Annotated in this window: 28 protein-coding genes; 12 read left to right on the plus strand and 16 right to left on the minus strand. The window is 72.9% G+C overall.

The window, feature by feature from the left end; translation table 11 throughout:
* The first annotated feature begins 98 nt into the window (after positions 1-98).
* Positions 99-1,211: a hypothetical protein gene (locus tag AMK19_RS36470; RefSeq protein ID WP_198953286.1), complete on the plus strand. Its 1,113-nt coding sequence runs from the start codon at positions 99-101 to the stop codon at positions 1,209-1,211.
* A gap of 571 nt (positions 1,212-1,782) precedes the next feature.
* Here the strand turns inward: AMK19_RS36470 and AMK19_RS37085 are convergent.
* Positions 1,783-2,742 (minus strand): hypothetical protein, encoded by a 960-nt coding sequence (locus AMK19_RS37085; protein ID WP_241844327.1) that lies wholly within the window; start codon positions 2,740-2,742, stop codon positions 1,783-1,785.
* A 332-nt stretch (positions 2,743-3,074) separates the two neighbouring features.
* Here AMK19_RS37085 and AMK19_RS10335 point away from each other — a divergent pair, with 332 nt between their 5' ends.
* Positions 3,075-3,515, plus strand: coding sequence for a phage tail protein (locus tag AMK19_RS10335; protein ID WP_073810282.1), 441 nt, complete (start codon positions 3,075-3,077; stop codon positions 3,513-3,515).
* Positions 3,516-3,816: 301 nt separating this feature from the next.
* Here the strand turns inward: AMK19_RS10335 and AMK19_RS35910 are convergent, their stop codons facing one another.
* Entirely contained in the window at positions 3,817-3,972 is a 156-nt protein-coding gene (locus AMK19_RS35910; RefSeq protein WP_158071884.1) for a hypothetical protein, read from the minus strand.
* A 210-nt stretch (positions 3,973-4,182) separates the two neighbouring features.
* On the minus strand, positions 4,183-5,073 hold the full coding sequence (locus AMK19_RS10340; protein ID WP_073810283.1) for an alpha/beta fold hydrolase: 891 nt from the start codon (positions 5,071-5,073) through the stop codon (positions 4,183-4,185).
* 97 nt (positions 5,074-5,170) lie between these two features.
* On the opposite strand from AMK19_RS10340, the gene AMK19_RS10345 reads away from it, so the two are divergent.
* Entirely contained in the window at positions 5,171-5,881 is a 711-nt protein-coding gene (locus tag AMK19_RS10345; protein ID WP_274536962.1) for a TetR/AcrR family transcriptional regulator, read from the plus strand.
* 53 nt (positions 5,882-5,934) lie between these two features.
* Here AMK19_RS10345 and AMK19_RS10350 read toward each other — a convergent pair whose 3' ends face one another.
* The gene (locus tag AMK19_RS10350) at positions 5,935-6,513 is read right to left on the minus strand and encodes a hemerythrin domain-containing protein (RefSeq protein WP_073810286.1); all 579 of its coding nucleotides are present in this window, start codon (positions 6,511-6,513) and stop codon (positions 5,935-5,937) included.
* A gap of 259 nt (positions 6,514-6,772) precedes the next feature.
* On the opposite strand from AMK19_RS10350, the gene AMK19_RS10355 reads away from it, so the two are divergent.
* Positions 6,773-7,171: a DUF3788 family protein gene (locus AMK19_RS10355; RefSeq protein ID WP_073810288.1), complete on the plus strand. Its 399-nt coding sequence runs from the start codon at positions 6,773-6,775 to the stop codon at positions 7,169-7,171.
* 666 nt (positions 7,172-7,837) lie between these two features.
* Here the strand turns inward: AMK19_RS10355 and AMK19_RS10360 are convergent.
* Positions 7,838-8,338 carry a YfbM family protein gene (locus tag AMK19_RS10360; protein ID WP_073810847.1) on the minus strand — a complete coding sequence of 167 codons (501 nt, stop codon included), beginning with the start codon at positions 8,336-8,338 and terminating at the stop codon, positions 7,838-7,840.
* Between the two features lie 112 nt (positions 8,339-8,450).
* Positions 8,451-9,299: an LLM class F420-dependent oxidoreductase gene (locus AMK19_RS10365; RefSeq protein WP_073810289.1), complete on the minus strand. Its 849-nt coding sequence runs from the start codon at positions 9,297-9,299 to the stop codon at positions 8,451-8,453.
* A gap of 165 nt (positions 9,300-9,464) precedes the next feature.
* On the opposite strand from AMK19_RS10365, the gene AMK19_RS38015 reads away from it, so the two are divergent.
* Positions 9,465-9,854, plus strand: coding sequence for a serine hydrolase domain-containing protein (locus AMK19_RS38015; protein ID WP_073810291.1), 390 nt, complete (start codon positions 9,465-9,467; stop codon positions 9,852-9,854).
* Positions 9,854-10,648 carry a serine hydrolase domain-containing protein gene (locus AMK19_RS10375; protein ID WP_083646636.1) on the plus strand — a complete coding sequence of 265 codons (795 nt, stop codon included), beginning with the start codon at positions 9,854-9,856 and terminating at the stop codon, positions 10,646-10,648. Before AMK19_RS38015 ends, AMK19_RS10375 begins: the two co-directional genes overlap by 1 nt.
* A gap of 66 nt (positions 10,649-10,714) precedes the next feature.
* Here the strand turns inward: AMK19_RS10375 and AMK19_RS10380 are convergent, their stop codons facing one another.
* A complete protein-coding gene (locus AMK19_RS10380) occupies positions 10,715-11,284 on the minus strand; it encodes a dihydrofolate reductase family protein (protein ID WP_073810294.1) in 570 nt (189 codons plus the stop codon).
* A 329-nt stretch (positions 11,285-11,613) separates the two neighbouring features.
* Between AMK19_RS10380 and AMK19_RS10385 the strand changes: the two genes are divergently transcribed.
* Positions 11,614-12,351, plus strand: a complete 738-nt coding sequence (locus tag AMK19_RS10385; protein WP_338015777.1) for a hypothetical protein — start codon at positions 11,614-11,616, stop codon at positions 12,349-12,351.
* A 50-nt stretch (positions 12,352-12,401) separates the two neighbouring features.
* Positions 12,402-16,406, plus strand: a complete 4,005-nt coding sequence (locus AMK19_RS38020; RefSeq protein WP_083646698.1) for a caspase family protein — start codon at positions 12,402-12,404, stop codon at positions 16,404-16,406.
* Positions 16,407-16,628: 222 nt separating this feature from the next.
* Here AMK19_RS38020 and AMK19_RS10395 read toward each other — a convergent pair whose 3' ends face one another.
* Together AMK19_RS10395 and AMK19_RS10400 are read right to left on the minus strand one after the other, a co-directional pair.
* Positions 16,629-17,087, minus strand: coding sequence for a pyridoxamine 5'-phosphate oxidase family protein (locus AMK19_RS10395; RefSeq protein ID WP_073810296.1), 459 nt, complete (start codon positions 17,085-17,087; stop codon positions 16,629-16,631).
* Between the two features lie 216 nt (positions 17,088-17,303).
* Complete coding sequence (locus AMK19_RS10400) at positions 17,304-17,531, minus strand: DUF6213 family protein (RefSeq protein ID WP_073810297.1); 228 nt, start codon at positions 17,529-17,531, stop codon at positions 17,304-17,306.
* A 528-nt stretch (positions 17,532-18,059) separates the two neighbouring features.
* Between AMK19_RS10400 and AMK19_RS10405 the strand changes: the two genes are divergently transcribed.
* Positions 18,060-19,211, plus strand: coding sequence for an AI-2E family transporter (locus AMK19_RS10405; RefSeq protein WP_073810299.1), 1,152 nt, complete (start codon positions 18,060-18,062; stop codon positions 19,209-19,211).
* 227 nt (positions 19,212-19,438) lie between these two features.
* On the opposite strand, the gene AMK19_RS10410 is transcribed toward AMK19_RS10405, so the two are convergent.
* From AMK19_RS10410 to AMK19_RS10430, 5 genes are all read right to left on the minus strand, one after another.
* Complete coding sequence (locus AMK19_RS10410; protein ID WP_073810301.1) at positions 19,439-19,648, minus strand: CsbD family protein; 210 nt, start codon at positions 19,646-19,648, stop codon at positions 19,439-19,441.
* A 24-nt stretch (positions 19,649-19,672) separates the two neighbouring features.
* Positions 19,673-20,032, minus strand: a complete 360-nt coding sequence (locus AMK19_RS36475; protein ID WP_198953287.1) for a hypothetical protein — start codon at positions 20,030-20,032, stop codon at positions 19,673-19,675.
* 237 nt (positions 20,033-20,269) lie between these two features.
* Positions 20,270-20,773, minus strand: a complete 504-nt coding sequence (locus tag AMK19_RS10420; RefSeq protein WP_073810303.1) for a MarR family winged helix-turn-helix transcriptional regulator — start codon at positions 20,771-20,773, stop codon at positions 20,270-20,272.
* Positions 20,774-20,883: 110 nt separating this feature from the next.
* Positions 20,884-22,578 carry an FUSC family protein gene (locus AMK19_RS10425; protein WP_241844328.1) on the minus strand — a complete coding sequence of 565 codons (1,695 nt, stop codon included), beginning with the start codon at positions 22,576-22,578 and terminating at the stop codon, positions 20,884-20,886.
* A gap of 65 nt (positions 22,579-22,643) precedes the next feature.
* Complete coding sequence (locus AMK19_RS10430) at positions 22,644-23,252, minus strand: TetR/AcrR family transcriptional regulator (RefSeq protein WP_073810308.1); 609 nt, start codon at positions 23,250-23,252, stop codon at positions 22,644-22,646.
* A gap of 68 nt (positions 23,253-23,320) precedes the next feature.
* Between AMK19_RS10430 and AMK19_RS10435 the strand changes: the two genes are divergently transcribed.
* A complete protein-coding gene (locus AMK19_RS10435) occupies positions 23,321-24,226 on the plus strand; it encodes an alpha/beta fold hydrolase (protein ID WP_073810310.1) in 906 nt (301 codons plus the stop codon).
* Between the two features lie 43 nt (positions 24,227-24,269).
* Complete coding sequence (locus AMK19_RS10440; RefSeq protein ID WP_073810312.1) at positions 24,270-24,623, plus strand: hypothetical protein; 354 nt, start codon at positions 24,270-24,272, stop codon at positions 24,621-24,623.
* On the opposite strand, the gene AMK19_RS10445 is transcribed toward AMK19_RS10440, so the two are convergent.
* Together AMK19_RS10445 and AMK19_RS38025 are read right to left on the minus strand one after the other, a co-directional pair.
* On the minus strand, positions 24,566-24,877 hold the full coding sequence (locus AMK19_RS10445; RefSeq protein ID WP_083646637.1) for a hypothetical protein: 312 nt from the start codon (positions 24,875-24,877) through the stop codon (positions 24,566-24,568). The genes AMK19_RS10440 and AMK19_RS10445 overlap by 58 nt on opposite strands.
* Before the next feature lie 372 nt (positions 24,878-25,249).
* The gene (locus AMK19_RS38025; protein WP_274536963.1) at positions 25,250-25,378 is read right to left on the minus strand and encodes a hypothetical protein; all 129 of its coding nucleotides are present in this window, start codon (positions 25,376-25,378) and stop codon (positions 25,250-25,252) included.
* 171 nt (positions 25,379-25,549) lie between these two features.
* On the opposite strand from AMK19_RS38025, the gene AMK19_RS10450 reads away from it, so the two are divergent.
* Complete coding sequence (locus tag AMK19_RS10450) at positions 25,550-26,509, plus strand: SigB/SigF/SigG family RNA polymerase sigma factor (RefSeq protein WP_241844363.1); 960 nt, start codon at positions 25,550-25,552, stop codon at positions 26,507-26,509.
* The last annotated feature ends 43 nt before the right edge of the window (positions 26,510-26,552 follow it).

Here is a 26,552-nt window from a genome sequence, read left to right on the forward strand (position 1 = left end):
GGACGCACAGGCGCGCACCTGGCCAACACCACAAGCTGATCCGGGAGTTGGATCGGTACCGTAAGCCCCGAACGGTTCGGCGACGACAGGGGTGGCGGGTGTACGGGCGGCGGTGGCGGCCGGCGGCGGAGCGGGTCCGATGGGTGGTGGACCCGCTGGTCGGGGTCGGGCCGCTGCGGTTCGGGATGACCCGGGACGAGGTGCGGGAGGCGATCGGCGAGCCCGGACCGGTCGGCGCGGTCGACGAGATGCGCGCGCCCTGGTGGCAGTTCCACGACGACACCGGGGCGACCGTCCTCTACGACCTGGACTTCCGGCTGGTCGGCATCGCCGTCGACGCCGTATCCGGCCCGCGGGTGTGGATCGGCGAAGTCGAACTGGTCGGCCTGGTCCCCTCGCAGGTCGGCGCGGACGTCCGCCGCCTCGCCGAGCGGACGGGCGTCGCGGTGCGCACCAACCCCGTCGGCGACCCGGACGTCCCCGCCTGGGGACTGTCGATGGGCGCCGCCCCGTCCTGGGAACCCGGCCCGTACGGCCACCCGCGGCGCGGCGACGCCCAACTCTCCGAACCACTGCTGGTCGCACCGGAGTTGGCCGATGACCCGTACGCCGCCGAACCCGTCCGGCACTGGCGCGACCTGGCGGACCGGCCCGCCAACCCCGGCGCCTGGCCGGTCGCCGCCGAACTCGACCGCCCGCGCTGGAACTGGACACCCGGCCGGAGCATCGGCCTGCTGCGTTACGGCATGAGCCCCGAACAGGTGGCCCGCGGCCTCGGCGGCGCCGAGCCGACGCTGCGCCGCGGCCGCCCGAACCTCACGCAGCGGTCGTACCGGATGTGGCCGCACCAGACGGAGCCGCGCCCGCCGGCCCCCTGGAGACTGGAGGAGGAGCACTTCGCCGACCTCGGAGTGACCGCCGAATACCGCCACCGCGCGCCCGGGCAGCCCGTGCTGGGCGCGGTCACCATAGCCGCCCGCACCGGCCCGCAACTGCACTTCGCCGGCATCCCGCTGGTCGGCCGTCCCATCACCGAGGTCGAGGCGGACCTGACCGGGCACGCCGACGAACGCGACCTCGGCCTGGTCTACGACGGCCCGGACGAGTTCGGCCCGCAGGACGCCCACCTGTACGTCCTGCCCGCCCGCGCCGGCGACCGCACAATCAGCGGCGTCCGCCTGTTCGCACCGGACTGGGAACACCGGCGCTGACCCCCGCCACGACGCACCCGGTCGGCCGCCGGCCGCTGCTGCTGAGCCCGAGCGGTGCCCGGCCGGGGATGTCCAGGGCCTCGCACACGGATCGGGAGATGGCTTCGGGGGTCATGAACGGGCGGTCGTCCGCGCCTTCGATCTCCAGCTCCCAGCCGCAACGGGGTGGACTCCGACGGTGACTTCGCGGGGTGTGGGTGCTCGCACGGCGTAGGTCGCGTAGCCGTCGTGCGACCGGTCGGGGTGAAGCGGCCTTGCGCAGGACGCGGCCGGAGGCAGGGTTGTCCGGGCGGTGCTTGGCGCGGACTTCCGGCAGTCCGAGGCGGCCGAAGGCGAGGGCGAGGGTTCGGCGGACGCCCTCGCCGAAGAGCGAGGGACCTGCTATCTCGCCCTCGGCCGGCCTGATTTGGCGGAGCCGGCACTGGCCTCGGCGCTGTCCCGGCCGCTCTCGCTGCGCCGCCGGGGGACCGTGCTCGCAGAGTTGGCCGCCCTCGGTGCCGAGCGGCGCGACCCCGCAGTTCTGGCGTTCTCGGGGCGACTGCGCCCCGCCCGTCGCGCGCCGCGGTCGATGTCACCCGGTGCGAACGGGTGGCCGGTCGATCGGGCGGGTCCGGAGCCAGTACGAGCGGGCGGCGACGGTCAGGGCGACGCCGTAGCCGGCGAATGCGACCATGCCGATCCAGCCCATCAGCAGTGCGTCCTGCGAGGAGGGGGCGTCGCCCTGACGCATCGTCATGACGCCGACGGAGGCCAGGGTGCAGTAGCCGATCCCGAGCATTCCGTAGGGGGCGAGGGTGGCGGCACCGATCAGGGCCGGGGTCAGCGGGAGCCAGCGGGGGACGCGGCGGCGGTGCAGGAGGAGCGTCCAGCGCGGGAAGACCTGACCCCACGGGCGGACCAGGCCCCACAGCAGGAAGGTGCCGAGTGCGGCCAGCAGAACGGTGACGTCCAGGCCCCAGGATTCGAGGGTGAGCCAGATCCCCGAAGCGCCGTTGCGTTCGGACGTCGCGATCATCTCCTCGTAGCCGATCCCGGCGAAGGTGCCGCCCGACACCCAGACCAGCTTCATCGCGGCGTACGGGAGGAACGCCACGGTGCCTGCGCAGGCGGCAAGTTGGACCGGGCCGGGGGCGGGAGAGGGGGGCGGCGCAGTGGCGCCCGTGGTTGGGCGACGGTCCGCTCGGGCGGTCGCCGCAAGCAGGAACGCCCCGGCGGCCGCCAGCGAACGGTTCGCGGTGGCCGCCGGGCTGTCCAGCCCCTGACCGACCATCAGTGTGATCACATCCATCAGCAGACTGAACGCCGCGATCCCGGTCAGCCCGCACAGCACCCAGAGCAGCACGCGCAGCGTCGGTCGCAGCCCGTGGCGCACCACCATCCCGCAGACCAGCGCCGCCACTGCGCCCACCGCCACGACGAACCAGTCGAGCGCGGCGGCCCCGCGAATGCCGCCGTCGTGGAACAACGGCGTCCCGTGCAGCGCGCAGGCGAGACCGAAGGCGCCGTAGACCGCCGCCCACAGCGCTGCCACCCGACCCACCCAGCGCGGCCAGCCCTGCCACCACGTACGCCAACGGGTCCTCAATGTCCGTCCATCACCAGCCATACTCCGAATGTCGCAGCGATCATCAGGGTGTGGCGTCGACCGCCGGGATGATCCACCTCCCCCTGCGGGGTGATTGACCGTCAGAGGCTGAGTGGTTCTGCTCACCGGCTGCGGATCCAGTTCCTCGTGAGAGCCGTGCGGCTCGGAATTTTCCGGCCGATCAGGTGACCTCTGCGGGTTTGTGGCGTTAGCCACTTTGCGGGCCGGAGGAACCGATCACCGGCCCGTCCCGTCACGAGCCGTGGGAGGCGTACGTCGTGGTCACCGGTGACTCGTTCAGCAGCAGCACTTTCGCCATCGAGTTGGGCAAGTTCCAGGTCGAGACGGTTCAGTCCGTATCGGGGCTGCAGTTGGAGCAGGACGTCGTGGAGGTCCGGCAGGTCTCGCCGACCGGTGAGCTGCTCGTGCGCAAGCAGCCGGGCGCGCGCAGGAGCGGGGAGGTCACGATCACCCGTGGCATGGACAAGAGCACCGCGTTCACCGACTGGATCAAGGCCACGCTGGTCAATGCCGACCTCGACGCCGCGTGCCAGAACATCACGATCGCGATGAAGGATGCGAAGGAGCAGACGGTCCGCCGCATTCACCTCAGCAACGCCTGGGCATCCCGCTGGGAGGGGCCGTCGCTGGGAGCCTCCGAGTCCGCGCCGGCGACGGAGACGGTGACGATCACCTACGAAGACATCACCGTCGAGTAGCGATCGAGTTCCGGCCGGTGGATCGCGTCCGACGGCTTCTGACAGTTGAGCTGTTTCGTGCCGTCCGAGGGAAGCCCAGCAGCGGGCCGGCCTCCAAGGTCCGCCGAGATCCTGCGGGCGGTGGCCGCGCACCGGCTCGCGCAGGACGCGCCGGCCGCTGACTTCACCGCCCGCCGGGTCGAGGCGCCGGCCGCCGTCGAAGACCGCGAACTCGCCGCCTGGCAGGACGAGTTGAACACGCGGTACGCGGCGGACGTCCGCGAATCCGCGGCGGCCGTGCGGCGTTGGGCATCACCCACCGTCACTCCGAGGCAGTGTCCGCCTCGTCCAGTGCAGCAGCGCGCCGCTCCTCCTCGGCCTTGGAGAGTGCGTAGTCGTTGGTCGGCTTGACGATGGTGTGCGTAATGACCTGCCTGCTGATCTGCTTGGTCTCCAGCCTCTGCTGACCCTCGGCCATGTCCCCACTCCTTCTGCCGTGTTCGATACGTCCGTCTTCCGGCATGCTCCCACCCGGGACGACTGTGGATCGAGACGATGACGAGACACCGGTAGATCTTGTCGGCTCGAAACGAACACCCAGATGTGAGTCCCGAGCCGCCCCCGGCAATCGGCGTTGCGATCTCCCGAGGAGTGAATTGCCCTCATGGGAGAGGTAATTGACGGATAGTCAGTTATTGGTGGCGTGTGCTTGCACCGCGTCCGCGTAGGGCGCCCAGTGTTCGCTGGTGAGCAGGTGGCCCGCCCCTCGCATCACGCGAAGGCGGGCGTGCGGGACGGCGGCGGCCAGCGCGCGGGCGGTGGACGGGCGGAGCAGGGGGTCGCGTTCGGCGTGCAGGGCGAGGGTGGGCGCGGCGATCCGGGACAGCGGGCCGCCGGACCACTTCGCGCCGATCTGCCGGCTCTGCGCCTGCGCGTCACGGAAGCTCGCCACGCCGTGCGCGGCCTCCCGCTCGACGAACTCCCGCACGTCCGCCGGCCCGACGGTGCGTTCGGGCGCGGCGAGGATGCGGGCGAGGGCCACCGCCAGCGCCAGGTTGCCGTCGGGGGTGTCCGGGAAGTGCAGGCGGGCCATCCGGACCACCGGCCCCGGGCGGACGTGGCGCAGGGCGCCGAGCGGGCCGGCGTCGCTGGGCATCGCGGCGGACGAGGTGAGGGTGCGCACCCGGTCGGGATGGCGGATCGCGATGCGCTGGGCGACCAGCCCGCCCAGCGAGTGCCCGAACAGGTGGGCGCGCGGCCAGCCCAGCGCGTCCAGGACGGCGACCGCGTCGTCCGTCAGGTCCTCCGCCCGGTACGCGGGCGCGGTGCGGCGCAGCAGCGCGGAGACCGGGTGTCCGGCGGGCGGCGCGGACACTCGGCCCGACTCGCCGGCGTCGCGCTGGTCGTAGGCGGCCACGTGGAAGCCGCGTGCGACCAGTTCGCGCACCAGCCCGGCCGGCCACCAGAAGCGCGAAGTGCCGAGGCCGATCACCAGAAGCAGCGGCTCGCCGCCCGCCCCGCCGAGGTCTTCGTACGCGAGCGGCACCTCGCCGTTGTGCGTCCAACGTGTCGTCGTCATCCGTGTCCTCCCCGAACCCGCGCCGCGCCGTGCGCAGGATTGCGCCCGACCGGATTGCGTACACCGTTCGCGAACACCGTACGCGATAGGTAGGCTGGTGGCCACACCCACCCCGGAGGCGCATGTGACGCAGCGGCAGGACGGCCCGATCTGGCTGCGGCCCGAACAGTCCAGGGCCGGACGCCCGGCCGAACGCAGCCGGGCCGAGATTACCGCCGCGGCCGTCGAACTCGCCGACCGTGAAGGCCTGGACGCCGTCTCGATGCGCCGCGTCGCCACCGCGCTCGGCACCGGCGCGGCCTCGCTCTACCGGTACGTCGCCACCCGCGACGAACTGCTCGACCTGATGACCGACAGCGTCGCCGCCGAGTACGACCTCCCCGCGCCCGGGGGTGACTGGCAGGCCGACCTGCTCGCCGTCGCGCGCCAGGCCCGGCAGATCATGCGCCGCCACCCCTGGCTGCCCGCCCTGGTCATCGGTCGCCCCGTGCTCGGCCCGCACGGCGCGGACCTGCTCGAACACGTCCTCGCCGTGCTGGCCGACCACCCCGCCGAACCGGCCCGCAAGGTCGAGGCGTTCGCGCTGCTCGGCGGCCTCGCCGCGCTGTTCGCGCAGAACGAGGCCGCCGCGGCCGCCACCGACGTCGCCCACCGCACCGCCTACCTGCGCCACCTCGCCGCCGACGGCGGGCACCCCCGGATCGCCGCACTCTTCGCCGGCGGGGGCGGGGGAGGGGGCGTTGGCGGGGCGCCGCGCGATCTGTTCGAGGACGCGCTGGTGCGGGCGCTGGCGGGCGTGCTCGGCTGACGGTCGGATCGGCCGGTGGCTCCTCGCGGCGCGCCCTGCCTGTGGGACGGTTGTCAGTCCTCGCGGGTGTCGCCGAAGCGGAAGCGGCGGTGCATCCGTTCGTGCCAAGTCAGCTCGGGTGCGACCAGGTCGTCCGGCGGCAGCATGTCGCGCGGTCCGGCGGCGCGGGGGTGGGTCGAGGCGGTCCGTTCGGTCTCACGGGCCTGCTCGCCCAGCGTCGTCAGCCGGGGGGCGGCCGAGTGCGCGCGGACCGTCGGGAACAGTTGGGCCTCCTCCTGTCCGAAGTGCCCCGTCGCCTGCTCGACCAGCCGTGCCAACAACCGGTCGAACTCGGCCGAACCGGGTGCCGTCGCCTCCAGCTCCCGCACCAGCCCGTACAGCGCCGCATGCGACTGCATACCGTGCGCCACCGCGTCGTCCCCGGTCGGTCGGTCGAGACGGGCGATCGGGTACAGGTACTCGTCCTCCGCTGCCAGGTGTCGCACCAACGTGTCCGCCGTCAGGAACGCCAGCCGCTCCCGACGGGGATCGCCCAGCGGCAGACCCGCCAACTCACTGAAGCGCACCCGCAGCACCTCGTGATCGGTCGTCAGCTGCTCCAACAGGTCGAGCTCCGGAACGGTCGCCATCATCAAGCACCCTCTTCGTCCGCGGTCCCACCCCCTCACCCTCGCGCCTGCCCGCCCCGTCACACCGGAAACCGTGAAGCGGAAACGGGATGCGGAAAGCGTTTTCCCGTTGCGTCCGGGACGGTGGCCGCTGTTCGCGCAGGTCGGGGAGGGTGGAGTCGGTAAGCGCTTTCCCGCGCCGCCTCCGCCGCCTCCGCCGCCTCCGCCGCCTCCGCCGCCTCCGCCGTCACGGGCGTAGCCTCGCGGTTTGGCGAATCCGTTCGTGGACCCCGAGGTCGAGCCGACGCGCGAGCTGATCGCCGATGCGTTGGGGGCGGCGGACGAGGGGTGGGACGCGTTGATGCGTGAGCTGGCGGATGCCGGGGTCGAGGCGCCCTGGCCGTGGTACCGGGACGGAGGGTGGCTGGTCAAGGCGGCCAACCGTGTGCGGACGGTGGCCTGGATCGCGATCGACGGCAACGCTGTGACCTGCAGCTTCCACTTCGCGGAACGGCTTCGCGAGGCCGTTGCCGGGCTGCCGGACATCGCCCCCGAACTGGCCCGGAAGATCCGGGACGAGCCCCGCAGCGGCGCACTGTTCCGGGTGCCGTTCACCATTTCGACGGTGGTCGATGTCGAGCGCCTGCGGCCGGTCCTGAAGGCGCGGATCGCACTGCGGTAGTGCGGTGCCGACGCCCGGGGCGAGGGCGGTGGTTCGGGCGGGCCTGGGAGGGTGGTGTCTCCCGTGGTGCGGAAACCTGCTCGACCGGGGCGTCCCGGGCCGGGATCGTACGTGGATGTCGTCGCCCCGATCAGCAACCGGCAGTCTTCGCCGCCTGTACGACCACGCCGCGCTGTGGAGCATCGGCGAGGTGCGGGCGGGCGCGGTGGTCGACGCCGCGTGCGAGGCGCTCGTGGCCGGACTGGACAGCCCGGCGCTGCGGGTCCTCGCGGCGTGCACGCGCGCGGAGGCGGACTACGAGGTGCTCGAGATTCTCCACGCCGTGTTCGAGGAGTTGGGCCTTACTGTCCCTCCGGCCGACAGCGTGGCCGGCCGGGAAGCCGCCGTGCGGGCACTCGCGGGCCGGGTGGAGGCCGGTGAACTGACGCCCTGGGAGCTCGCGTTCCGCGTCCACCAGAGGTTCGGGTTCGAACTTCCCCTCGCGGTGCGGCTCTCCGAGCTCGACGTGGAGTACGACATGGTCGATTCCGGGGGCGGCAGGGCCGCCTTGGAGATCGACGCCGAGGTCGCGGCCGAGGCGCACCGACTGGCCCGGCACTGCAGGCACATCCAGAGCGGGTACGTCCAGGGCGGGTACCTCAAGGGCAGGCGCGTGCGGGCGGGGCGTCAGTCGAGCCAGACCAGGACGGCGTGGTCGGCGGAGGCGGCGGCGCGGAAGAACTCCGTCAGCGAGGCGAGGGTGTCTCGGGCCCACTCCAGTGAGGTCGGGGAGTCCCAGATGCGGGGGTAGACGCCGGCCGTGGCGAGTTCGGTGTGGTCGACGCCGCGGATCAGCGCGTCGTAGGTGAGTTCGTGGAGGCGGTCGGCGGCTAGGTGCACGCGGTCGGCGGTGAGGTACTGCGGCGGGCCGTAGCCCCAGTCGTCGGCGTTCGGTATCGGCTCCTCGCCGTGTACGACGTCGACCGGGAAGGACGCCCGCCGCAGCAGGAAGTCGAGCAGGTTCCAGGCCTGGAAGGTGGAGAAGCACCGCGCCTCGGTCGGCGCGGGCTCCTCCTCGTCCTCCCGCTCCTGGGCCTCGTCGGCGAACTCCCAGGCCCACTCCGGGTTTTCGAGGGCGCGGGCCAGTTCTTCGGTGGTGAGGCGCAGGTACTCGCCGTTCATGCTCATGGGCGGGAGCATAGCGACGGGCTCCGACAGGCATACCCGCAGGTCGTCGGGGCTTCCGGGCCGTCAGCCGTCAGCCGTCAGCCGTCAGCGGCTGGTGGTCGGCGGTCAGCCGTCAGTGGGGGAGGGCGGCTTGGCGGACCAGGAAGGTTTCGACGTCGGCGGGGTTCTCCAAGGGCAGCGGGTAGACGAGCAGACGGTCGACGCCGAGGTCGGCGTAGCGGCGGGCGTCGTCCGGGGTGATCTCGACGGGGTCGATCTGCATGAAGTTGATCTGGAGGCGGCCCAGTTGGGCGGGGCGGGACACTTCGGCCTCGGCCTTGCGGAGGCCGTCGAGGTGGCGGACCAGGTCCTGCGGGCTGTGGCCGGTGCCGATCCAGCCGTGCCCCTTGGCCACTGCCCGGCGGTAGGCGGCCGGGCTGTGGCCGCCGATCATGATCCGCGGGCCGTCCGGTCGGACGGGGCGCGGGTGCGCGTCGACGTGGGCGAAGTCGGTGTAGCGGCCGTGGAACTCGGGTTCGGGTGAGGTCCACAACTGCCGCATGGCGTCCAGGTATTCGTCGGTGCGCCCGGCGCGTTCGGCGAGCCGGACGCCCACCGCGGCCAGCTCCGGTTCCAGGTAGCCGGGGGCGACGCCGAGGAGCAGCCGGCCGCCGGAGAGGACGTCGAGGCTGGCGGCCTGCTTGGCCAGCACCACCGGGTTGCGCTGCGGCAGGATCAGGATCCCGGTGCCCAGTTCGAGGTGTTCGGTCAGCGCCGCCACGAAGGACAGGTGCACCAGCGGATCGAGGATCGGATCGGTGGGCGCCATCGGCGAATCGGGCACCCGCGGGCTGGGCAGCACCACATGGTCGCCGACCCACCACGACCGGTAGCCCAACTCCTCGGCCCGCCGGGCAAGTTGCGCCGTCTCGGCCGGCCCCAGCGTCGCCTTGGCGCTCAGCCCGTACACACCCAGGTCCATGATCCCCTGCCTTCGATCCCGTCGGCCGTACGCCGTGCCCGAACCCCTCGAACGCTAGCCGAGCGAGCCGGTTCGCACACGCCTTCCGGGGAATCTGCCGCAGGTCGGTGCGCGCACCGTCGGATCGGCCACCATCCTTGCCGCCAGGCGTAGTTGAATGACCGCTTGACGCGACGAACCGGTCCCCGCGAAGCCGGTTTCGATGCCGAACGTCTCGCCCGTCTCGACGCCTTCATAGAGGCGGAGATCGCCGCCCGGCGGCTGCCCGGGGCAGTGCTGGGCATCGTCCGAGGGGACGCGCCGGTGCGGCTCGACGCGTTCGGGACGCGGGACCCACGGACCGGGGCGCCGATGACGACCGACACCCTGTGCTGGCCGGCGTCCATGACCAAGCCCCTCACCGCCGCCGGGGCTCTCCTGCTCGTCGAGAGCGGGGAGTTGATCCTCGAAGAGGCCGTCGGCGACCACCTGCCGCAGTTCCGGGACCGCCGGGTCGCGGACCACAGACGCTCGCGGAACGCCCGGCGGCACGCGAACCCACCGTCCTCGACCTGATGCGCCACACCGCCGGCATCCCCGAGGGCCTGCTCGGCCGGACCGCGCTGCACGCGCGTTACGCCGAAGCGGTCGGCGACGGCATGACAGCGCTCGACGGCCCGGAGTTCGTTGCGCGCCTCGCCGCGCTCCCGCTGCTCACCGACCTCGGCACCCAGTGGCACTGCGGCCTCGGGTTCGACCTGCTCGGGCAGATCGTGGAATCCCTCACCGCCGACACCCTGGGCGCCTTTCTGGCGCGGCGGCTGTTCGCCCCGCTCGGCATGACCGACACCCGCTTCGGCGCCCCAGGACCGGACGCGGACCGCTTCGCCGTGCCGTCGGCGCGCGACCCGCTGACCGGTGCGCCCCAGCAGCTGCCCGACCTCGGCCACGCCCGCTTCGAATCCGGCGGCGCCGGGCTGATCGGCACCGGCGGCGACTACCTCGCCTTCGTCCGGATGCTGCTGGCCAAGGGCGACAGCGACGGGGGACGGGTGCTGGGGACGCAAGACCGTCGAGCTCATGCTCGGCGACGTGCTGGAACCCGGCGCCGACACCCGGCTGCTCGAACGCCCCGGCTGGCACACCGGCCACGGCTTCGGCCTCGGGTTGGCCGTCCTCCGCGCGACGGGCGGCGGGGCACGACACCCGGCTCCGCCGGCGAGGTCACCTGGCCGGGAGCCTCCGGCGCGTTCTGGTGGGCCGACCCGGCGGAGGACCTGGGCATGGTGTTCCTGACCCACGCGCCGTCGCGCCTGCACCTGCGCCACTGGCAGCAGATCAAGTCGCTCGTTCTGCAGGCCCTGCGGTAGCTCGCGGCGCTCACCCCGGGAGATCCGGGAGATCCGGGAGATCCGGGGGATGCGTCGGGAGGCTGATCAGCGCCTGGTCTCGTACCTGGTCAGGACCACGCCGCCGGGGAATGTCCGCGTCTCCAGCAGGTTGAGGCTCACCCAGCTGTCCAGCACGGTGAAGAACGGCGTGCCGCCGCCCACCAGGACCGGATGCGTGGCGATCACGTACTCGTCGATCAGCCCGGCACGCATGGCCGCCCCGGCCAGCGTCGCGCCGCCGATGGTCATCGGGCTGCCGTCCCCCTCGGCCTTGAGTCGGGTGATCTCGGCGATCGCGTCGCCGGTGACCAGGCGGGCGTTCCAGCCGACCTCGTCGATCGTCGAGGAGAACACCACCTTCGGCGTGTCCCGCCAGTTCCGTGCGAACGCGATCTCCGCCGGGGTGGCGTCGGGCCGCCGGTCGCCGGTCGGCCAGTAGGAGCTCATCGTCTCCCACAGCTTCCGCCCGTACAGCGACAGGCCACTCGCCCGCTCGTGGTCGAGCCACCACTGGAACAGCTCGGGGCTCGGCGGCCCGCTCCAGCCGATGTCGTCGCCGGCGGCGGCGGTGTAGCCGTCCAGGGTCAGGTTCATGCCGTAGATCAGTTTCCGCATGGCCCAGCCTTCCGCTCACGGACGCCCGGCGCGGCCCGGAACTCGCCGGCTCGCGATCCGGGCCCGCCCGGCCGTCCTCGTGCCCGGGTTCCCGGGTTGCCAGTGTAGGGATTCCACTGCTGGGGGAAGTGGGTTGCTGGTAGGTGTGGAACTGTCGGCGGTCCGTTCTTGTTCTTCGGGTGGGGTGGGTGCTCATGGCCCGGGTGGTGTGTGTGCACGGGGTGGGGCAGCAGGTTCACGGGGAGGACCGGCTGCGGTCCGTGTGGTGGCCCGCGTTGAGCGACGGGCTGCGCCGTGCCGGTGCCGGGGGGTCGGTCGCGGAGTCGGACGTGGCGGTGGGCTTCTACGGGGACCTGTTCCGCCCGGCCGGCCAGTACCTCTCCGACGACATCCCGCCCTACACGGCCCGGGATGTGGAGGACGGCTTCGAGAGGGAGCTGCTGGCCGCGTGGTGGCGGGCAGCCTCGGAGGTGGACCCAGGGGTTGTGGCACCGGACGCCGACGGCACGATGCCGGCCACCCCGCAGTCGGTGCAGGCCGCACTGAGGGCCCTGTCCGGGTCGAAGTTCTTCGCGAACCTGGCGCTGCGGACGGTGGTTGCGGACCTCAAGCAGGTCCGTGCCTACCTGACGGTCCAACAGGTGCGTGAGCAGGCCCGCACCCGGGTGGCGGCGCAGATCGGAGAGGACACCCAGGTGGTGGTCGCGCACTCACTCGGCTCGGTGGTGGCCTACGAGGCGCTGTGCGCGCTGCCCGGTCACAAGGTGCGGGCGCTGGTGACGATCGGCTCGCCGCTGGGCATCCGCAACCTGGTCTTCGACCGCCTCCAGCCGGCCCCCGCCGGGACGGGCAGGCAGCTGCGCGGGGCGTGGCCGGGCAGCGATCAGCTGGTGTGGACGAACCTGGCCGGCACCGGGGACGTGGTGGCGCTGGTGAAGGACCTGCGCCCGCTGTTCGGAGAGCGGCTGCACTCGGCGCTGCTGTCCAACGGCACGCACGCGCACGACGCGACCTCGTACCTGACGGATGCGCTGTGCGGGAGGGCGATCGCCGAGGGCCTCGGGTGAATGGTGCGGGCAGCACGGCCAACGGGCCGCGCCGGTACCTGATCACCGCGGTGGTTGCGGAGTATCCGAACAACCTGCGCTGGAACCGGCCGGAGCTACCGGCGGCACGGGAGAGGGTGGCCTCGCTGTTCACCGGCCTCGGCTACCACCGGCACGACGGCGTTCCGGCGAATCCGACCGGACGGCAGCTGACCGATGCCCTCAACGAGTTCTGCACCGCACCGGAACGCCGGGAGGACGATCTGCTGGCGGTGTACGTGTCCTGCCACGGCGAAATCCTGGACGAAGGCGAGAAGCATGTCCTGCTCGCCGCCGACGCCGACCCCGACCGGCTCGCGTACACCGCGCTGCCGACGGCGGATCTGACGCGGGCGATGCTGCTCGGCACCCGGATCCGGCGGGTCCTGCTGATGCTGGATGCCTGCTACGTCGGCCAGGGCGGCAATCAGCTCACAGCCTCGGCACTGGAGCGTCTCGGGCCGACCTGGAGCAGGAGTCCCGGGTCGGGGTTGGTCATCATGTCCTCCGCCCTGCCGCACCAGCGGGCACTGGCTGGGCTGTTCCCCACGCTGTTGGAGGACGCGGTGAACGGCCCGGAGGTGGCCGGCCACGGCCCCGGCACGCTTTCGGTGAACGCGATCGTGCAGCACATGAACGGCTCCGGGAAGCGACCCGGGCACCAACGGATCAGCCTGAACATGGTCGGCCTGGACGGTGAGGCACCCGCGTTCTTCCCCAACCCCCGCCACGACGTGCGCCTGAACGCGATCGACCTCGCAGCACAGCAGGAAGCCGCCCTCGACGAGCAGGACCGGCGTCGAGAGACCGAACTCGTCACCCGACTACTGGTACGTGCCATGGGCTACCAGGAAGCTCCGGGCGATGCGGCCACGGAGCCGGGGTGGTGGTTCAGCGGCCGCCACGCCGCCCTCACAGACCTTGCCGCCTGGCTCAGCACCCCGGAAGGTGGCAGCACGGCCGCGTGCCGAGTGGTGACCGCAGGACCGGGATCGGGCAAGACCGCCGTCCTCGGCCTCATCGCCACCCTCAGCCACCCCGAACGCCGCCGCACCGTCCCCTCCCACGCCCTCCGCCTGCCTGCGGACCTGGTCGGGGCCGGCGCCGTCGACGCCGCGATCTACGCCCAGCGGCTGAGCGACACCGATGTCCTGGACGCGCTCGCCGCCGCCGCTCGCACCCGCGCCACCACGGTCGGTGAGCTCCTCGACGCACTCGACCATCGCCCGCGGCCGTTGACCGTCCTCATCGATGCCCTCGACGAGGCCGCCACCCCTGACACGCTCTGCGCCGACCTTCTGCGCCCGCTCATCCAGGGCTCCCGCGGCCGCATCCGCCTGCTGCTCGGCACCCGCCCCTACCTCCTGCCCCGCCTCGACGTCACGGACAGGCAGATCGTCGACCTCGACAGCGAACGCTGGGCCGACCCGCAGGCCCTGACCGCGTACACGGTCCGCACCCTCATGGAGGCCCGCCGCACCTCCCCCTACCGCGACCTGCCCGACGCCGCACGGCCCGTCGCTCAAGCCGTTGCCCGAGCCGCCGGGAATTCCTTCCTGATCGCCCGCATCACCGCCGGCACCCTCGCCGCCGCACCCGCCATCCCCGACCCCACGGATCCCCACTGGCGTGCCTCCCTGCCCCGCCACGCGGGCGATGCCATGCGAGAAGACCTCCGGCAGCGCCTCGGCCCCCACGCCCAGCGCGCCACGGACCTTCTGCGCCCCCTCGCCTGGGCCCAGGGGCAGGGTCTGCCCTGGGAGGACCTCTGGGCGCCCCTTGCCACCGCCATCTCCGGCCGCCCCTACATCGATGACGACATCGTGTGGCTGCGCAAACAGGCCGGCTCCTATGTCGTGGAGGCCACCGAGAACGGACGCTCCGCCTACCGGCTCTACCACGAAGCGATGGCTGAGCACCTTCGCGACGGCGTCGACCCCGAGGCCGTGCACGCCGCCTGCACGAGGGTCCTGGCCGACTGCGTGCCTTACAGTGCCGACGCCACCCGCGACTGGTCCCGCTCCCACCCGTACGCCGTCGCCCATCGTGCCCACCACGCCGCCCGGGCCGGCATGCTCGACCACATTCTCGCCGATGCCGAGTACCTCGTCCACGCTCATCCCCGCGGCCTGACCCCCCACCTCCACCAGGCCCGCAGCGAGGCCGCCCTGCTGACCGCCGCGGTCTACCGCACCAGGATCCACCTCCACCACAACGCTGCTCCGCAGCAACGCCGCCAGATCCTCGCTCTGGATGCCGCCCGTGCCGGAGCTCATGACCTGCATCGTGTCCTCGTGCGCCGCATCCCGCCGGACGAATGGGCTCCCCGGTGGGCCACCGGCAGTACCTTCGACCCTGCCCTTCGCGATGTCCTCACCGGCCACCGTTACACCGTGGACGCGGTGGCGTGCACTGTCCTGGACGGGCGCCCCGTGGCCGTCACCGGCGGCGGGGACGGTACGGTGCGGATCTGGGACCTGGCCGACGGCCGACCTGTCGGCGAACCCCTCATCGGTCATACCGGAGCCGTGAAGGCGGTGGCGTGCACTGTCCTGGACGGGCACACCGTCGCCATCACCAGCGCTGGTGAGAAGACGATGCGGATCTGGGACCTGGCCAACGGCGAACCCGTCGGCACACCCCTCACTGGCCACACCGACAGTGGGCGCGGCCACATCGTGAACGCAGTGGCGTGCACGCGGCTCAATGGCCGCCCGATCGCCGTCACCGGCGGTGACGACTACACGGTGCGGGTGCGCGATCTGACCACCGGCCGACCCCTTGGCGAGCCCCTGACCGGTCACACCGAACCCGTGGACGCGGTGGCGTGCACTGTCCTGGACGGGCGCCCCGTGGCCGTCACCGGCGGCGGGGACGGTACGGTGCGGATCTGGGACCTGGCCGACGGCCGGCCCGTCGGCGAACCCCTCATCGGTCATACCGGAGCCGTGGAGGCGGTGGCGTGCACCGTCCTGGACGGGCGCCCCATTGCCGTCACCGGCGGCAGGGAGGAGGCCGTGCGGATCTGGGACCTGGATACCGTGCAACCCGTCGGTCGGCCTGCCGCCGGCCACGTCAGCCACGTCAAGGCGTCGGTCTGTACACGGCTCGACGGCCGCCCTGTCGCTGTCACGGGCAGCGTGGACGGGAGAATACGGATCTGGGACCTGGACACGGGTGCGCCCCTCAGCAGGCCCCTCAAGGCCCACTTCGGTGGCGTCAGCACGGTGGCGTGCACACAGCTCGACGGCCGGCCCGTCGTCGTCTCCGCCGGCAACGACCAATCGATGCAGGTCTGGGACCTGGGCACCAGGGAGTGCATCCCCCAGCCCCTCGACTGGACCATCAGTCGAGTGTGCTCGCTGGCCTGCACACAGGTCGACGGCCGCCCTGTCGCTGTCATCGGCGGATGGGACGGGACGGTGCGCGTGTGGGACCTGGATGCCCAAAGCGCCGTAGGCCGCCCTCTGACCGGGCACACCGCCGCGGTGCACGCGGTGTCGTGTGCACAGCTGGACGGCCACACCGTTGCTGTCACCGCCGGCCATGACGCCACCCTGCGGGTGTGGGACCTGGGCACCGGAAGGCCGTTTCGCCGGTCCGGCGGGTTTGTCCGGCGGCCTCACATCGGCGCCGTGACCGCGATGACGTGCATGGCTCTCGACGGCCGGCTCCTCGTCGTCACCGCTCACCGGGATACGGCGGAGTCGGTGTGGGACCTCAGCACCGGCCGACCCAGGCATCTCGGTCAGCTCTCCTCCGGCCGGGCCGCAGCCGGGTACGCGGTGGCGTGCACCATGCTCGACGGCGAGCCCGTGGCAGTCACCAGCGGTGGGGACAACGCCGTGCGGGTCTGGGATCTCCACCGGTTGACACCGATCATGGCCGTTTCCGTGAACTCGCCGCGCGCCGTATCGATCAGCAGTTCGGGTGACATCGTCATCGGCTTCGGAAGCGACATCGCGCTCTACCGTCGGCCAGGGCACGACCGCACGGAACCTCCCCGACCCGCCGGCCTCGTCCGTATGCGGGACTGAATCACCCAACGAGCCTGCATTGTCACCCGACCTGGGAGCGGTTGCGCCGAACGGCGGCTACCTCCAGGACCAACGCCGTTCGGTTCAAGTGTGGGGGCGGGGCGTCAAGTTCTGCTCGCGAGAATGGTGATGTTGGAGGACAAACCTCTTCTGCAGCAGCTCCGCTGCCTCGTTCACAGGCCTTGACGAACAGCCCCCACGCTTGACCGAACAGCGTTGCCCCTAGCTCTCGATGTCGAGCGCCGTGCCGTACAGACGGTCCACCTTCAACCGGATGACCACCCGGCGCTCGGCCACCAGCTGCTCCAGGAGCTCGCCTTCGTCGTCCGGCCTCGCGGCCTGCGGAATCATCTCCAGCAGCTCCCGCCCGACTGCGTCGCCGGGAACGGTCGTGCTCTCGGAGACCTCGGCCTCGCCCTCGGCGACGGCGAAGGACCACACGTCGCCGCCCTGTACATGAAGCGCCGCACGCGGGTTGCGTCGCAGATGCCCGACCTTGACCCGGTCGGCCGTCGTCGAGAACCGAAGTGTGCGGGCTTCGGCGTCCCAGCTGTACACCATGGTGGTCAGGTGGGGGTGGCCACTGCGCTTGACGGTGGCCAGCGTGCCGAACTGCTGCGTACCGAGCAGGTCGGAGAGGGCTTCGTCGGACAGCGTGCGAGGTGTTGGTCGTTGCGTCATGATGTGCTCAACGTCCGTGGGGGCCCGGCAATTTCATCTCCGGCGGGTCGGTTTCCCGCGCGGGCCGGCCGGACGCTGCGGACTCGGCGGGCAACTCGGCGGCCACGTCGAGGAGTTCTTCGACTGCCAGGGGGCGGGTGCCGACGAACGACCGGGCCCCGAGGGGTCGGGGTCCGGCCGGTCCGATCGTTCAACTCGGCTACGGGGTAATGGAGTTCATCTGGTGCTGGCGATCTCGATGCAGGCGAGGTCGATCTGGTCGGCGAGTTGGCGGACGAGGTCGGCGAGCGCCGCGGCGGTCGCGGGGTCGAGCCCGTTGTCGTCGCGGTTCGCCCATTCCTGCCACTCCTCGGGCAGTGCCCGCAGCAGTGCGACCACCTGCAGGGCGGGAATGGCCAGATCGCCGGAGAGTCCGCAGATCACCGGAACGCTGAGCCGCCCCATGGTGTCCACCTCCTTCTGACGCGCGTTTCCACCTCCATGGTCCCTCGCGTCTGCCCGGCAGTGGGACATGGAAACCGTGCACGGCCGGCGGTCGATACGGCACGGAGGGTGAGGGCGGCCCGCCGAGGTGATGAACTCCACGAGGCCGGCCAGGAGTTGGCGAGTCGAGCGGGGTCGCCGGCCGCGTGGTCGGGAGTAGAGCCGATCCGCTTCGAACGAGGTTGCGCGCCACGGCACTTGGGGTCGGACGGCGTGGAGGTCGCCGGGCGGCGCGCACGCGCGGGCGTGACGGACGCCGGGGCTGCCGGTGACGCGTGCGGTGCCACGCCCCTCCGGCGCCGCCCGGAGCGGGAGATTTGGGAGGCGCTCGGGGGAGCGGCGTGTCCTGCATGCGCGGGAAAACGGGGCGGGATGTCGGCGGGGCGGCGGTGCGGGCCGGGCGGGCGGGGGTGGAATGTGCTTCGGCGGAGACGCCCGGTGGCGGTGGCGCGGGGTGGGCAGACGGGACGGCGGGAGGCTGGGGTCGCGATGTCCGGACGTGCGGGCGGGCGGGACGAGGACAGGGTTCGTGCACCGCTCGGCAGCCGTCCGGCGCGGCGGCCCGACGCGACGGTGCGCGGCCCGGCCGCTCCGGTGCGGCGGACCGGGCTGGACTGGCTCGCCGGGCGGGCGTGGCGGCTGCTCGCCGTCGCGGTCACCGGGTACGCCGGTTACCTGATCGTCAGCCGACTGCTGCTGCCGGTGGTGGCGGTGTTCGTCGCGCTGGTCGTGACCGCCGTGCTCCGGCCGCCCGTCGACCTGCTGGCCCGCCGGATGCCGCGCGTGCTCGCCGTGCTGCTCACCGTCCTGGGCTCGCTGGTGCTGCTCGCCGGGCTGGGAACACTGATCGCGGTGGTCATCCAGTCCCAGACCGGAGAGCTCGGCGGACAGGTGCGCGGCGGACTCGACCGGCTCGAACACTGGCTGGAGGGCTCGCCGTTCCACGCCCGGGCCGGCACCCTCGGCGACCTGCGCCACCGCCTCGGCCAGTTGCTCAGCACCCACCGGCAGACCGTGCTGTCCACCGCCGTCACCGGCGCCGGCCTGGTGGTCGAGGCGGTGGCCGCCGCCGCGCTCGCGCTGTTCTGCGCGGTGTTCTTCACACACTCCGGCGAACGGATGTGGGGCTGGGGAACCTCCCTGCTGCCCGCCCGACCCAGCATCCTGTGGCAGCGGGCCGGCCGCGCGGCCTGGCACGCCTTCGCCGGCTACACCCGTGGCCTGTTCCTGGTCGCGGGGACCAACGCCGTCGTGGTCGGCGTCGTCCTGGCCGCGCTCGGCGTGCCGCTCGCCGTTCCGCTGGCCTGCCTGGAATTCGTGGCGGCCCTGGTCCCGCTGATCGGCTCCCCGATCGCGCTGGCGATCGCCTCGCTGGTGGCCCTCGCGACCCGGGGCCCGGTCACCGCCCTGGTCGTGCTCGCCCTCATCGTGGTGATCGGCCAACTGGAGGGCCACGTCCTGCACCCGCTCGTGATGAGCTGGGCCGTCCGCCTGCACCCCGTCGCCGTCGCCCTCGCAGTCGCCGCCGGCGGCACCCTCGGCGGCATCGTGGGCGCGGCGGTCGCGGTGCCGGTGCTGTCGGTGGGCTGGGCGGTCTTCCGCGAGCTGCGCCCGGCGGGCGGCGGTCCGGGTGTCGGCTGAGGGACGCTGAGGGACGTGCGTCGCGGCGCGATCGGCGGCGGGTGGCGTAGGGGGCGCATTCTTGGCTGTTGCGTGCGCCGGGCGCGCGAGAGTCGTGTCGCTGCGCGCCCGGCGGTCAGGCGCGCCGACGGCCGCTGCGGCAGTCAGGCCTGCGTCCGCACTGCCGACCGGGCCCCGCCCTCGGCGCGTTCGGCGGGGCGGGGCCCGGTGGTGGGGGCGTGGGCCGGTCAGCGTTTGAAGGCGCCCTTGAGCTTGTCGACGCCCTCCTTGAGCTTGTCCTTCGCGTGGTCGGCGGTCTGCTTGGCCTGGGCTTCGGCCTGGTCGCCGCGGCCCTCGTCCTCCAGGCGTTCGTTGCCGGTGGCGGCGCCGGTCTTCTCCTTGGCGGCGCCGACGGCTTCCTCGGCCCGGTGCTTGATCCTGTCGGAGGCGTCACTCATGGGGGGTATCCCTTCAGGAGGTCGTCAGTGGGTGAAACGGTGGCGCGGGTGGCTGGGCGGCCGCTGTGCGGTGCGCGTCGGGTCGGCGGTCGAGCCGGCGGTGGGGTCGACGGTGGGGTCGACGGCCGTGTGCTCGTCCGCGACGACCCGCTCGGCGCGGCGGCGGCGGTGCCAGCGCAGGCCGGCGCTCATCAGGGCGATGCCGGCGCAGGCCATCAGCGTCAGGGCGATTCCGGCGAGGAACGCGCCGAGGGTGTTGACGTTGCCGATGTTGTGGCCGAGCGCCGTGACACCCGTCTCGGGCCCGCCGCCCAGGTTGTCGGCGATCAGCAGCCCGGCGAAGGCGCCGGACGCGGCGAACAGGAGGAGTCCGAGCAGCAGCATGGTCCACGTCCTTTCGCTTGCTCCGTTGCTCCGTGTCGTGCCGCGTCTGCCCGGCCCCGCCGGACTCAATCAGGAGCCGGACCGGAGCCGGACCGGAGCCGGACCGGAGCCGGACCGGAGCCGGACAGGAGCCGGACCGGAGCCGGACCGGTAGGGACCGGTCGGAATCGGGCCGCCGCTCGACCGGCCTCCGGTCGGGGCTCGACGAACGGGCGCGTTCGCAGAATCGGAGCGGAGTCAGAGCTGAGTGCGACCGCTGCTGCCCTCCAGGACGAGCAGCAGGCGGCCGAGGTCCCTGGACAGGTCCTCGCGTTCGCTGGAGGTGAGGCCGGAGAGCAGGGTGCGGTCGTAGGCGAGGAGGTCGGGGTAGACCCGGTCGACCAGCTCTCTTCCCGCGGTGGTGAGGGAGAGGTGGGAGACACGGCGGTCGCGGTCGTCGGCGCGGCGGGCGACCAGGCCGCGTTCCTCCAGTTGCCGCAGGCGCTTGGTGACTGCGGCGCCCGAGGCGAAGGTCTCCCTGGCCAGTTGGGACGGGGTCAGCTCGCGGTCGGTACGGCGCAGGGCGCCGAGGATGTCGAACTCGGATCGGGTGAGGCCTTCGTGGGGCAGCGGTCCGGTTCGGCCCTGCTGCAGCAGGGCGGCGATGCGGTTGATCCGGCCGAGCACGGCGATCGGTTCGGGGTCCAGGTCGGGGTAGGCCTGGTGCCACTGTCGCAGCACGCCCGCGACGGCGTCCTCCACTGACGGTGCTCCATCTCTGCCGCTTCGGGCGATCGCTGTCCGAACCGGGTGTTCGGCACCGGGTCGGCCCGCTGCTCGGGTGTGTCGGGTCCGGTGGCCGGGCTTCGATCCTAGGGGCAGGCCGGAGACGGTTCGCAGCCGCTGCGGCGGTCGAGCATGGCGGCCAGTTGCCCGTGGCCTTCCCGCTCGGCCTGGGCGATCCGGCGCTGGGGCAGGACGCGCTGCCACCACTCGCCGGAGGCGATGTCGGTGGCCTCGCGCAGTTCCACCAGTGCGTGGGAGAGCCGGCGGCGGGCCGCGACGGCGGTCGGTGCGTCGGCGACGGCGGTGCGGGCCGATTCGGTGGCCGCGAGGAGTGCGGCGAGGGCGCGGTCGAGGCGGGTGCTGGTGCGGCGGTTGGTGACCACCAGACAGGCGGCGAGGCCGAACAGGGCACCCAGGCAGGTGTCCAGCCAGCGGTCGGCCACCATGGTCCGGGCGTCCTGGTGGCCGGCGAACTCGGTCATCAGCAGTGCCATCGGTGTCACGAAGGCGCTTGCCAGCCAGTAGCTGCGGGCGATCGTCGCCTCGGTCGCGAAGTTGCAGGCCAGCGCGATCAGGACCAGGGCGAGCTGTCCGGTCCTGGAGACGGGCAGCAGCGCGGTGAACACGAGCAGTCCGAGCAGGTTGCCGAGCACGCGCTGGAGTGCGCGTTGCCAGGACAGGCCGGCGCTCGCCTGGTAGATCGAGGCGGCGGTCACCACCGCCCAGCCGGGCCGTCCGACCCCCAGCGCCATCGACGCCCACCCGGCGGCCGCGCAGCCCAGCGCGACCCGCAGCGTGATCGGCAGCAGCGGCGAGCCGGGGCGCAGCGCGTGCCACCGCGAGGGCCGGCGCGCGGCCGCCGCTGCCGCTTCGGCGGCGTCGCGCAGTTCGGCGGCTTCGGCGGCGGTGAGCTCGATGGCGGGCAGCGGCCGGTTGCGCCGCAGGTCGCGGGCCCAGCGCTGGTACCGCCTGGCGGTGTCGGCGTCGGTGTCGTGGCGTGCCGGTGTCGAGGCCAGAGCGGACTCGCTGCGGACGAGCAGGCGTTCCAGACCGGCCACGGTCCGGCGGCGCGGCTCTGCGACGGCGGGCGCCGAGTCCGGCACGAGGGTGTGGCGTGCGGCGTTGACGGCGGCGGCGAGCGCCGTGCGGGCGGCGGGGCGCCGGTCGGGTTCGCCGGACAGGAGGCGGGCGGCGGCTTCGAGGGCGCGTGCCGTCAGGATCCGTTCGGGTCCGAAAGGCCGGACCAGGGCCGGGGCCATGCAGACCAGCCAGGCCACGGCGGCGCCGAGGGCGGTGAGCGCCAGGTGCGCGGGCAGATCGGCGAGGCGCTGGGGAACGAAGGCGCAGGTGGTGCTGGTGAAGGTCACGATGAGGGCGCCGGGCGGGCCGACCCGGCCCGCCTCGCAGGCGAGCTTGTGGAGCGCGGCGAGGACGGCGCAGACCGCGACCAGGACGGCGGCGGAGTGGGTGAGCGAGGCGGCGGTGAGCGCGACGGCCGTGCTGAGGACGGTGCCGGCGGCCACTGCGGCGAGGGTGCGGGCCCGGGCGGGGTACGGGAGTCCGTGGCCGTAGAGGGCGCACAGGCAGCCCGCCATCGTGTAGAGCGCGAGGTCGAGGCGGCCGAGCGCGAGCAGGGTGAGGTTCACGGCCCCCACGGCGACGACGGCGCTGACGGCGGGCTTGTGCCAGATGTCCGCCGGGGTTCCCAGCCGAAGCACCTGGCGCAGCGGTGGCAAGGGGATGCGGCGAGCAGGTGGGGTGGTCGACGGTTGTGTGCTCACCAGAAGAGATTAACAGGTGATTTACTCGTAAAATAAATCGTCCCGCAGTCGACACCGAGGGCAGGTCAGCAGTCCCGGGGCGGCGTCCGAAACAGCCGGCCGAGGTGGTGGTGCAGGACGGCGGTGGCGGCCTCGGGGGTGCGTTGGCCGAGCAGGACGCTGAGGCCGAGGCCGGCGGAGAGGGCGAGCAGGGCGACGGCTTCGAGGGCCGGGTCGGGGACGGCGGCGGCGGTGAGTTGGGCGACCAGGAAGGCCTCCATCTCGTCGGGGGCGGCCATGAAGGACTGGCCGGCGAGCGCCGGGTCGGTGACGGAGAGGACGGCGTACGCGGTGTAGACGAGGTGGAAGGTGCGGCTCTCCTCGTCGGTGGGGACGGCCTCCAGCAGCACCGCCTCGACGATCTCGCGCGGGGTGGGCGGCGTGGCCGAGCCGGCGGTGGCGGCCCGGACCCGGGTGCGGACGCGTTCGCCCATGCGTACGCCGAGGTGGGTGAGGGTGGCGAGGAGGAGCTGTTCCTTGGTGTCGAAGTAGTACTGCACCAGGCGCACCGAGACGCCCGCCTCCAGCGCGACGGAGCGCATCGTGACGGCGTGCAGGCCCGTCCGGGCGGCGTCGCGCAGCAGGGCGTCGATGATCAGGGCCCGCCGTTCCTCGTGGTCGACCAGCTTCGGCATCCGAACCCCTTCGAACATTTTTGTGGTACAACCATACCACCAAAAGTCGATCGGGGAGGGGCCCGCCCATGACCAGGACCAGCGTCGGACACTTCGTCAGCGAGGAGGCGCGCACCGCGTTCCTCGCCGCCTACGACCGGGCCATGGACCTGTGGCCCACCCCGCACCACGCCCTCGACGTCGAGACCTCCTACGGCACCGTCCACGTCCACCACTACGGCCCGAGCACCGGCAACCCCGTCGTCCTGCTGCACGGCCACGCCGGCCACCCCGCCAACTGGCACCCGCAGATCGCCGCCCTCGGCGCCCACCGCCCCGTGTACGCCGTCTCCACCCTCGACGACCCCGGCCGCAGCGTGCAGCGCGCCGTCGCCGCCGGGCCGGAGGAGAACGCCGGATGGCTCGGCGAGGTGCTGGACGGGCTCGGACTGGAGCGGGTGCACCTGGTCGGCGTCTCGTACGGCGGCTGGCTCGCCCTCAACCAGGCCGTCCGCGGGCCCGGCCGACTGGCCTCCGTCGCGCCGCTGGACCCGGGCGGCATCGAGAAGGTCCCGGCGCGGTTCTACGTCCACATGATCGCGGGCCTGTTCGGCATGCTCGCCCCCCGACGACTTCGCCCCGCCCTCGCCCGGCTGCTCGCCAACCCCGCGCTGGCCGCGCCGCCCGAGATGCTCGCGCCGCTGATGCTCGCCATGCGCACCTGGAAGCCGGCGGGCCGGCCGGCCGCACCCCCGTTCCCGGACGACGACCTGCGCCGCATCGCCGTCCCCGCCCTCGTCCTGATCGGCGCCCGCAGCGCCCTGCTGCGCCCGGGCCGGGTGCTGCGCAGGGTCGAGGCGCTGATCCCGGGCGTCCGGGCGGAGATCGTTCCCGGCGCGGGCCACGGCCTGACGCTGGAGCGGCCGGACGTGGTCAATGCCCGGCTGCTGGAGTTCTTCGCCGCCGCGGAGGCGCGGGCCGTGGACGCGAAGTGACGGGCCGTGCCGAGGTCACCGGGTTCGCCTCGGGGGCCGTGCCATGACCGTCCGCATCCAGCGCGTGGGCAACCCGGGCCCGCTGGTCCACACCGTCCACGCCTTCTTCATCACCCTCGGCGTGATCATCGGCTCCTCGGTCGGAGGCCTGGCCGTCGACCGCTTCGGGCTGAGGGCCACGCTGTGCTTGGGCGCCGGGCTCGCGGCGCTCGGGGTCCTCTCCCTGCTGCCCGAACTCGGCAGTGGCAAGGCGCAGTTGTCGAAGGAGAGCCCGGTGCGGGAGTGCGTCGAGGCCGCCCCTGACGCGGCGCCGAGCAGCCGCTTCGTCCGGGCGGGAGTTCACCGGGTCGGCGTCAAGGCGCGTTCCAGCAGGGCGGGTTCGGGGGAGGGCGGGTAGCCGCAGGGGGTTGCCGGGTGCAGGGGCAACGGGCGGGCGGGGGCGGCGTGTTCGGGGAGCGGCGGGCGCAGGGCGGCGGTGAGCGGCAGGTGCCGCAGGGTCGCGGCGGCCGTCCGGGCGGCGAGGGTGCCCAGGAGGGCGGCCAGGGCGCCGAGGGCGAACTCCAGGGGGCCGACGGCGGAGATCAGGACGAGGTAGAGCGCGCACAGTGCCGCCCACCACACGGCTGCCTCCGCCACTGTCGTCCACCGCATGCGTCTCTCCCGGTCCGATATCCGCAGGACGCTAGCGGCGGACGGCCCGGGCCGCCCGCCTCCGCGCCGGGCCTCACCCGATCGGAGCAGTGGCGGGGCGGCGGGGCGGCGGGGTGGCGGGGCGGCGGGGCGGCTACCCGCCGGGCGGGGGAGCGGCCGGCTGCGGTTCGGGCGAAGGCGAGGGCTCAGGCTCGGGTCCGCCGGGGCCGGGTCCGCCGGGCTCGGGGACGGGCGGCGACAGCGGCGGGTCCGGGTCCGGCAGGGGCCGGGTCGGGGCCCACGGGCCGGGCGGGTCGGTCGGCCTGGGCGGGCTGTCGGGCGGATCGGGCGGCCGGATGTCGGGGTCGCCGGGGATCGGCATCGTCATCGTGCTCACCGCCCCGGGGCGTTCTCGAGCCGGTGCTTGTCGATCGTCGACCGGCCTTCGGCACCGCGCTTCGGCTGGCTCTCCTCGATGTGCTCGTGCTGGCGCTCCCGCTTGGGGCTCGATCCGGCAGGCATGACCGCTCTCCTTCCGTCGCCGGGCGGGTCATGTCGCGCATACCCTGGTGAAACGGGACGAATCAGGTTCAAACTCACTCGATCGGGTAGGGGCTCGATCGGTACAAGTGGGGCGTTCGACGCGCCGGAGCGCGCCGCGCCGTCCCCGGGAGGTGACTCCCCGTGACCACCATGACCGACCGCGAACCGGCGGTGCGCCGCAACGGCCCCGACCGGAGACACGACCACCACCGCGCCACGGCCGGCCGCGACACCGACGTGGTGCGCGACATCGAGACGATGCGCGACATCGACCCGATGTACCGGCCGACCCGGCGCGAGATGCGCGCCATGGGCAAGTGCGAGGCCCGCGAACTCAGTGACGCGCTGTTCCGGCGACTGGCCGAACTGCCGCCCGAGGAACCGAAGTCCAGCTACGTGCGCGGCACCGTGATCGAGCTCAACATGCCGCTGGTGCGGTTCGTCGCCGGCCGGTTCCGGCACCGTCCCGAGGAGCTCGACGACATCCTTCAGGTCGGCACGATCGGCCTGATCAAGGCCGTCGACGGGTTCGACCCGGACCGCGGCGTCGAGTTCGTCACCTACGCCATCCCGACCATCTCCGGCGAGATCAAACGGTTCTTCCGCGACACGTCCTGGCCGCTGCGGGTCCCGCGGAGCGTCCAGGAACGCTACCTGGCCGCCGCCCGCGCCTCCGACCGCCTCGAACAGGACCTCGGCCGGCTGCCCGACACCGCCGAACTCGCCGAGGAACTGCACGTCACCGAGGCCGAGGCCGCCGAAGGGCTGGACGCCGGACGGCTCTGCCGCTGCGACTCGCTGGACTCGCTGCGCGACGAGGACTCCGACGACACCGGCACCGCCCTGATCAACCGGCTCGGCTGCTGCGACCCCGCCCTCGAAATCGCCGAACTGCGAGTTGTGGCACGGCCGTTCATCAGCCGCCTGCCCGAACGCGAACGCACCGTGCTGCTGCTGCGGTTCTGGGGCGGACTCACCCAGAGCGAGATCGCCCACGAGATCGGCGTCTCCCAGATGCACGTCTCCCGGATCCTCGCCGCCACCCTGACCGGCCTGCGCGAACAGATCGAGGGCCGCACCGGGCCCGCCTCCGACACCGGCGGTGATTGAGCCCCCGCCGGACCGGGTACCCGCGCGGACCGAGCCGCCCCGC

The sequence above is a fragment of the Kitasatospora sp. CB01950 genome (assembly GCF_001905465.1).
GTDB lineage: Bacteria > Actinomycetota > Actinomycetes > Streptomycetales > Streptomycetaceae > Kitasatospora.